We start from the raw sequence: 7957 nt of genomic DNA on the forward strand, positions 1-7957 counted from the left end.
GACGGCATTGTCGACCTGCTGGTGGCCACCGGGCTGTCGGCGAGCAAGGGTGCGGCCCGGCGCACGGTGGGCGAGGGCGGGGTTTCGGTGAACAACAATCGGATCTATCACGACGAATGGGCTCCGCAGCGCGGTGACTTCCTGCACGGCCGCTGGCTGGTGCTGCGCCGCGGCAAGCGCACCGTGGCCGGTATCGAACGGGTCGCAGAGCGGGCCGGCTGACCTTTGACGGCCGCAACGTCCCGTCTCAAGCCAGCAGCGTTCGCCTTCCGTATCCTTTGCGGTGGCAGTGATTTTAGGTGGAAGGCGTGAGGTGGTCGAAGACGGCGGCAATGGTAAGCGGCGAATCCAGGCGGGAGCCAGCGAACTGCGACGCACCTCCCGGAAGCCGCGGGCCCCTAGGTGGTCCGGCCCGGACCGGGCACGCCGGGCACAGCCGCAACATGCCCCGGAAACCGGCCCGCACCCACCGGATGACGGCCCAGCAGCAGTCGACGACCGGCCGGCGATCCCCCCCGGCGTGGAAGCCAAGCAACTGGCGCCCGAAGTTCGCAGTGAACTGCGCACCCTGGATCGTGCCACAGCCGATGCCGTCGCACGCCACCTCGTCGCCGCGGGATCGCTGATCGACGATGATCCCGAAGCCGCGTTGCAGCATGCGCGTGCGGCACGAGCCCGGTCGGCGCGCCTGCCCGCCGTGCGGGAAGCCGTCGGGATTGCGGCCTACCGCTGCGGCGACTGGGCGCAGGCCATGGCCGAGCTGCGTGCGGCGCGCAGAATGGGCAGCACGTCGGTGCTGCTGCCGATGATCGCCGACTGCGAACGCGGGCTGGGCCGCCCGCAACGGGCGATCGACCTGGCGCACGGCCCGGAAGCGGCGCAGCTGCGCGGCAACGACGCCGACGAGTTGCGTATCGTCGTCGCCGGCGCCCGCGCCGATCTCGGCCAGCTGGAACAGGCCCTGACGGTGCTGTCCACCCCGCAGCTGGATCCGCGTCGCATCGGATCGACCGCTGCGCGGCTGTGCTATGCCTACGCCGACACGTTGCTGGCGCTGGGCCGGACCGAAGAGGCGCTACGGTGGTTCGTACATTCCGCGGCCGCCGACACCGACGGAGTCACCGACGCCGAGGACCGGGTCGGTGAGCTGAGCTGAGATGAAAACACTGGCCGCCCAACATGACTGCTTGCTGATCGATCTGGACGGGACGGTATATTGCGGCGAGGAGCCCACCGAGGGCGCAGTGCAGTCGCTGCAGCGGGCGCAGACCCGCACGTTGTTCATCACCAATAACGCATCCCGCGCCGCGGCCGAAGTGGCGGCACACCTACACCGGCTCGGCTTCGCCGCGGCCGACGACGACGTGGTGACCAGCGCGCAGACTGCCGCCCATCTGCTGGCGGCACAGCTCCCACCCGATTCGCCGGTGCTGGTCGTCGGCACCCAGGCGCTGGCCGCCGAGATCGGCGCGGTCGGGTTGCGGCCGGTGCGCCGCTGGCACGACGAACCGGTTGCGGTGGTCCAGGGTCATTCCACCGACACCGGCTGGGCCGATCTCGCCGAGGCGGCGCTGGCCATCCGGGCCGGTGCGCTGTGGGTGGCGACCAACGTCGATCGCACGCTGCCCTCCGAACGGGGCCTGTTGCCGGGCACCGGTGCCATGGTGGCCGCGCTGCGGGCGGCCACCGATGCCGCACCTGTGGTCGCGGGCAAGCCGTCGCCGGCTTTGATGAGAGATGCGCTGGCCCGGGGCGACTTTCACGCCCCGCTGGTGGTCGGCGACCGGCTGGACACCGATATCGCCGGTGCCAACGCCGCCGGGTTGCCCGGCCTGATGGTGCTCACCGGCGTCAGCACAGCCTGCGACGCCGTCCAGGCAGCAGCCGAACAACGGCCGACTTATATCGCCCACGACCTGCGCTCGCTGCACACCGACGCCGACGTGCTTGCGGTCGCTACCCAACCGGACTGGCGGGTGCAGATCAGCGGCGCTACGGTAACGGTCGATTCCGGCCGGCCCGATGCCGACGGTGATGGGCTGTCGGTCGTTCGCGCCGTCGCCCGTGCGGTGTGGGACGCGGACTTCGATAGCGACTCCTTCACAGTCGAACCCGGCGATGACACGGCGCGGGAGGCACTGCAGCGCTGGTTTCGGCCCGGCCCGTGCCATCTCCGGAACTGCTAACCTGACAGGTGGTTTCGAGCCTGAATCGGTGAAGCCAGAGCGGCACCCGCAAAGGAGCGGCGATGAGAAGCCTCGACGAGATTCGCGCGGCCCTCAACGGGTGTTACTCCTCGATGGAAGCCCTCTGCAGCGATCTCGACCAAGCCGAATGGCGGGCTCAATCACTGTGTCCCGCTTGGACGGTCCGCGACGTCGTCAGCCACGTCACCAGCATTGAGACCGTCCTGGCCGGCTGGCTGCCCGAGGATGATCAGACCCCGCCGCCTTTCGAGCGAGCGGCGGAGTTCCCGCGGGATACCGCTGTCCGCGGCACTTCCTACGTCGAAAACGTTCGCACGATCTACGACCGTCGGCGGCGCGACCTGGCGGCGCTTTCCGGTGCGGATCTCAAGCGTCCGTCGTGGATGCCCACCGGGGTCGGTACTTACGGGCGGTTCCTGGCGATCCGGGTCTTCGACTTTTGGGTCCACGAACGCGACATCACGACCCCGCTCGACCGGGTAACCGACGACACCGGTCTCGCGGCCGAGATCGCCCTGGATGAGGTGCAGAGTTCGATCGGATACATCGTCGCCAAGTTGGTGGATCTGCCGGACGGTAAGAGCATCTCCTTTTGCCTGACCGGACCGCTCGTTCGGGAACTCAACGTCGTCGTCGATGGCCGGGCCAAGCAGATCGACCGTTTGGACAACCCGGACGTGACTCTCACGATGGACTCCACAACCTTCATCCAGCTCGCCTGCGGACGCATAGATCCCCAGATCCCGATCGACTCCGGTGTGGTCACGTGGACGGGTGACGCCGAACTCGGCGAGCGAGCCGCCCGCAACCTGAGGTTCACGATGTGACCGATCCGGCCGCTGTCGACTTCCATTTCGACGTCATGTGCCCGTTCGCATACCAGACGTCGCGGTGGGTTCGCGCGGTACGCGACGAAACCGGTCTCTCGGTGAACTGGCGGTTCTTCAGCCTCGAGGAGATCAATCGCCCGGAGGGCAAGAAGCACCCCTGGGAGCGGGAGTGGTCATACGGCTGGTCGATGATGCGCATCGGCGCGCTGCTACGCCGCCGATCGATGGCAGACCTCGATGCGTGGTACGAACGGGCCGGGCGGGCGCTGCACGTCGAGGGCCGCAAGCCGCATGAAAAGGCGGTGGCTGAGCACCTGCTGGAAGAACTCGGTTTCGACGCAGGCCTCGTCGACCAGGCGATCGCCGACCCTACGACCAGCGCGGAGGTCATGGCAGACCACCAACGGGTGATCGACGCCGGCGGCTTTGGCGTGCCGACGATGTTCTTTGCCGGTGGTCAGTGCCTTTTCGGGCCGGTCCTCGTCGATCCGCCCAACGGGGAGGCGGCCGTGCGGTTGTGGAACGCCGTCATCGCCTGGACGGAGTTTCCCCATCTCTACGAGCTGCAGCGACCGAAGACGCGGGTCGACGAGCAGCTGATTACCGAGACCTTCCGCCCATATCTGGAGGCGCGGGACTGGGTGTCAATCAATCGCGGCGAGGTCATCACCTTTGCGGACCGCGGAACCGCGCCGTAGGGGATCAACGCACGGACTTGTCAGATCGAAGTAGCCTCAATGGCGCAATGACTACCGAACCCGACCAAATCAAAGCCCGGATAGAGGCGCTGCTCGCCGAGCTGCCCGGCGACGCCGAGCTCACCGAGCTGCCCGCAACTGTGCACATCGATGAGTTGGCCCGCCGTCTGGAAGAAGCGCACGACCTATTGGTGCATGCGCTGGAATCGGTGGAGAAAGGCTGAGTTCGCGCATGTCTCGGCATGCCCGCGTCGACGCCGAACTGGTCCGGCGTGGACTGGCCCGATCCCGTCAGCAGGCTGCCGAGTTGATCGGCGCCGGAAAGGTCACGATCGACGGCATCCCGGCGGTCAAGGCGGCCACCGCCGTCACCCCCGCGGCCAGTCTCGTCGTCGCCGCCGACGGGGATCGTGGCTGGGTGTCGCGCGGAGCGCACAAGCTCATCGGCGCGCTGGACGCTTTCGGGATCGCCGTGCAGGGGCGGCACTGCCTGGATGCCGGCGCGTCAACCGGCGGGTTCACCGAGGTGCTGCTCGATCGTGGCGCGGCCCAGGTGGTCGCCGTCGACGTCGGATACGGGCAGCTGGCCTGGTCGCTGCGCACCGATCCGCGGGTGACCGTTCGGGAACGAACCAACGTACGTGACCTGTCAGCGGATGTGATCGGCGGCACAGCCGAGCTGATCGTCGCAGACCTGTCGTTCATCTCGCTGGCAACCGTGTTGCCCGCACTGATTGACTGTGCGTCACCGGGCGCCGATATCGTTCCCATGGTGAAGCCGCAGTTTGAGGTGGGGCGAGGGCAGGTGGGCGCCGGCGGAGTGGTGATCGACCCGCAGCTGCGCGTGACTGCGGTGCTGGCCGTCGCGCACCGGGCCGAGCAGCTGGGGTGGCACAGTGCCGGCGTCACCGCCAGCCCGTTGCCGGGTCCGTCCGGCAATGTCGAGTACTTCCTGTGGCTGCGTGGCCTGCGCGACACGCCCGGCCGGCTCGGTCACCGGTTGACCGGCAACGCGCTGCGCCGAGCCGTGCACGACGCCGTCGCGAAAGGTCCGCAGTGAGCACCAGCAGCGACAAACGCACCGTTCTGCTGGTGGTCCACACCGGACGTGAAGAGGCAACCGACACCGCACGCCGGGTGGAAAAAGTCCTGGGCGATCACGACATGGCGTTGCGGGTGCTGTCGGCCGAGGCCGTCGACAAGGGGCCGCTGCACCTGGCGCCCGACGACATGCGCGCGCTGGGCGTCGACATCGAAGTGGTGGACCCGGACCACCGTGCCGCCGAGGGCTGCGAGCTGGTGCTGGTGCTCGGCGGCGACGGCACGTTCCTGCGGGCGGCCGAACTGGCCCGCAATACCGACATTCCGGTGCTCGGCGTCAACCTGGGCAGAATCGGCTTCCTGGCCGAAGCCGAGGCCGAGACCATCGACACGGTGCTCGATCGCGTGATCGCCCGCGACTACCCGGTTGAGGACCGCATGACGCTGGACGTGGTGGTGCGGGCAGCCGGCCAGGTCGTGGACCGCGGCTGGGCGCTGAACGAGGCCAGCATGGAAAAAGGCCCCCGGCTCGGCGTGCTCGGTGTGGTCGTCGAAGTGGACGGCCGGCCGGTGTCGGCGTTCGGCTGCGACGGGGTGCTGGTGTCGACACCGACCGGGTCCACCGCCTACGCGTTCTCGGCGGGCGGCCCGGTGCTCTGGCCAGACGTGGACGCGATCTTGGTGGTGCCCAACAACGCGCACGCACTGTTCGGCCGGCCGATGGTGACCAGCCCGGATTCCGCCATCGCGATCGAGGTGGAGACCGGCGGCCACAGTGCCCTGGTGTTCTGCGACGGCCGCCGGGAAATGCTGGTACCGCCCGGCGGGCGGCTCGAGGTGCGCCGCTCTGACACACCGGTGAAATGGGCGCGGCTGGACAGCGTGCCGTTCACCGACCGATTGGTGCGCAAGTTCCGGCTGCCGGTCACCGGGTGGCGCGGACAGTAACGGTCAGTGACGGAGCTGCGCAGGTGCTGACTGAGATCCGTATCGAATCGCTGGGGGCGATCAGCGCGGCCACCGCCGAGTTCGACCGCGGCCTGACGGTGCTGACCGGCGAGACCGGCGCCGGCAAGACCATGGTGGTGACCGGGTTGCACCTGCTCGGCGGTGCCCGCGCCGACGCCGGCAGGGTGCGGTCGGGTTCGGCACGCGCGGTGGTGGAAGGCCGCTTCGTCACCGCCGATCTCGCGGATTGCGCGGCGGCGCGGATCGAGCAGATCCTGGACGCGTCGGGCGCCGAGCGCGACGAGGACGGCAGCGTGATCGCGCTGCGTTCGGTCAGCAACGACGGCCGCTCGCGGGCCTACCTCGGTGGCCGCGGCGTACCCGCCAAGTCACTGAATGGTTTCACCGCGGGGCTGCTCACCCTGCACGGCCAGAACGACCAGCTGCGGCTGATGCGGCCCGAAGAACAGCGGGCAGCGCTCGACAAGTTCGCCGGTGTTGCGGCGCTGCTGGAGCAGTACCAGGCCCTGCATCGCGCCTGGCAGTCGACGTGGCGCGACCTGGCCGACCGACGGGGCCGGGCCCGCGAACTCGCCCAGGAGGCCGACCGGCTGAGCTTCGCGCTGCACGAGATCGACGCCGCCGACCCGCAGCCCGGCGAGGACGATGCGCTGGCCGTCGACATCCGGCGGCTCTCCGAACTCGACACGCTGCGTGCGGTGGCAGCCACCGCGCGTGCGGTGCTGGCTGGGGCCTGCGATGAGGTAGGCGATGAGGTAGGCGACCTGGTAGGCGAGGTTGCCGAGACGGCGACGGGACCGACGTCGGCCACCGACCGACTGGGGCAGGCGAAGTCGGCCCTGGCCAGCACCGATGACGTCGCGCTGCGAGCGCTGGGCGAACAGCTCGGCGAGGCGCTCGCGGTGGTCGGCGACGTGGCTCGCGAACTCGGCGGTTACCTCAGCGAGCTGCCTGTTGACGCCGGCGCGTTGGACGCGAAGCTGGCCCGGCAGGCCGAGCTGCGCACACTGACCCGTAAATACGCATCCGACATCACCGGCGTGCTGCAGTGGGCTCGAGACGCCCGCGACCGGCTGACCCAGCTCGACGTGTCGGAGGAAGCGCTGGGGGAGTTGGCACGCAGCTATGACGAGCTGACCGGCCGGCTGCTGCGGGCCGCGGTGGACCTCAGCGAGGCACGCAACAAGGCTGCAGCCGGGCTGGCCCAGGCCGTCACCGCCGAACTGTCCGGGCTGGCGATGACCGATGCCGAGTTCACCGTCAAGCTGGCCAACCCGCCGGCGGCCGGTGCCGGCTCGGCGGATCAGGCCGCGCTGATGCTGCCGTCGGGCGTGGCCGTGCACGCCGGCGCCGACGGCATCGACCAGGTCGAGTTCGGGTTCGCCGCGCACCGGGGCATGGCGGTGTTGCCGCTGGCCAAGAGCGCTTCCGGGGGCGAGCTGTCCCGGGTGATGCTGGCGCTGGAGGTGGTGCTGGCGACGTCGTCACCGCACTCGGTGGGCGCCACGATGGTGTTCGACGAGGTCGACGCCGGGGTGGGCGGCCGGGCGGCGGTGCAGATCGGGCGGCGGCTGGCGCGGCTGGCGCGTACCCACCAGGTCATCGTGGTGACCCATCTGCCTCAGGTCGCGGCGTATGCCGACGTGCACCTGGTGGTCGAGGGCGCCGGGGCCGATGGCGCCAGCGGGGTGCGACGCCTCGACGATGACGATCGGGTGGCCGAGTTGGCTCGGATGCTGGCCGGGTTGGGGGAGTCCGACACCGGGCGGGCACATGCGCGGGAACTGCTCGCAACTGCCCTAGACGACCGGGACGACCGGGATCCAGGTTGATAAAACTGGTGACGCATGTGACAGGACGCAATTACTGAGGCTGTTGTTACGGCGCGCCTCCCAGTGTCTGACGGGTTTCCCCGACAGAATCGCCCCCATGAAGATGTCGGCGCTGCTGTCCCGAAACGCCTCCCGGCCGGGTGTGGTCGGTACCGCTCGGGTCGACCGCGACGTGGACCGTCTGCTGCGGCGGGTCGGCCGCGGGGACATCGTGGTCCTCGACATCCTCGACTTGGACCGGATCACCGCCGATGCGCTGGTCGACGCCGAGATCGCCGGCGTCGTCAACGCGTCGTCGTCGATCTCCGGGCGCTACCCCAATCTCGGTCCGGAGGTGCTGGTCGGCAACGGCATCACGCTGATCGACGACGCTGGGCCGA

8 protein-coding genes and 2 pseudogenes are annotated in these 7957 nt (G+C 69.3%); all 10 read left to right on the forward strand.

What is annotated here, in order from left to right; all coding sequences use genetic code 11:
- Positions 1–222 (forward strand): annotated as a pseudogene (locus AC2VON_RS20685) (tyrosine--tRNA ligase); the annotation flags it as partial.
- A 91-nt stretch (positions 223–313) separates the two neighbouring features.
- Positions 314–1156 (forward strand): tetratricopeptide repeat protein, encoded by an 843-nt coding sequence (locus AC2VON_RS20690; RefSeq protein ID WP_486954591.1) that lies wholly within the window; start codon positions 314–316, stop codon positions 1154–1156.
- Between the two features lies 1 nt (position 1157).
- Entirely contained in the window at positions 1158–2186 is a 1029-nt protein-coding gene (locus tag AC2VON_RS20695; protein WP_486954592.1) for an HAD-IIA family hydrolase, read from the forward strand.
- 62 nt (positions 2187–2248) lie between these two features.
- Complete coding sequence (locus AC2VON_RS20700; protein WP_486954593.1) at positions 2249–3034, forward strand: maleylpyruvate isomerase family mycothiol-dependent enzyme; 786 nt, start codon at positions 2249–2251, stop codon at positions 3032–3034.
- A complete protein-coding gene (locus tag AC2VON_RS20705; RefSeq protein ID WP_486954594.1) occupies positions 3031–3735 on the forward strand; it encodes a mycothiol-dependent nitroreductase Rv2466c family protein in 705 nt (234 codons plus the stop codon). The genes AC2VON_RS20700 and AC2VON_RS20705 overlap by 4 nt, the downstream gene beginning before the upstream one ends.
- A gap of 47 nt (positions 3736–3782) precedes the next feature.
- Complete coding sequence (locus AC2VON_RS20710; protein WP_486954595.1) at positions 3783–3959, forward strand: hypothetical protein; 177 nt, start codon at positions 3783–3785, stop codon at positions 3957–3959.
- Positions 3960–3967: 8 nt separating this feature from the next.
- Positions 3968–4795, forward strand: a complete 828-nt coding sequence (locus AC2VON_RS20715) for a TlyA family RNA methyltransferase (RefSeq protein ID WP_486954596.1) — start codon at positions 3968–3970, stop codon at positions 4793–4795.
- Entirely contained in the window at positions 4792–5724 is a 933-nt protein-coding gene (locus AC2VON_RS20720; protein ID WP_486954597.1) for an NAD kinase, read from the forward strand. Before AC2VON_RS20715 ends, AC2VON_RS20720 begins: the two co-directional genes overlap by 4 nt.
- 23 nt (positions 5725–5747) lie before the next feature.
- On the forward strand, positions 5748–7577 hold the full coding sequence (recN, locus tag AC2VON_RS20725; RefSeq protein ID WP_486954598.1) for a DNA repair protein RecN: 1830 nt from the start codon (positions 5748–5750) through the stop codon (positions 7575–7577).
- Positions 7578–7674: 97 nt separating this feature from the next.
- A pseudogene (locus AC2VON_RS20730) lies at positions 7675–7957 on the forward strand (putative cytokinetic ring protein SteA); the annotation flags it as partial.

It is taken from the genome of Mycobacterium sp. TH-M82 (assembly GCF_057473605.1).

Coding starts and splice junctions, on each gene's coding strand:
- AC2VON_RS20695 (WP_486954592.1), top strand. CDS start 1,158: ATGAAAACACTGGCCGCCCAACATGACTGCTTGCTGATCGATCTGGAC.
- AC2VON_RS20700 (WP_486954593.1), top strand. CDS start 2,249: ATGAGAAGCCTCGACGAGATTCGCGCGGCCCTCAACGGGTGTTACTCC.
- AC2VON_RS20710 (WP_486954595.1), top strand. CDS start 3,783: ATGACTACCGAACCCGACCAAATCAAAGCCCGGATAGAGGCGCTGCTC.
- AC2VON_RS20715 (WP_486954596.1), top strand. CDS start 3,968: ATGTCTCGGCATGCCCGCGTCGACGCCGAACTGGTCCGGCGTGGACTG.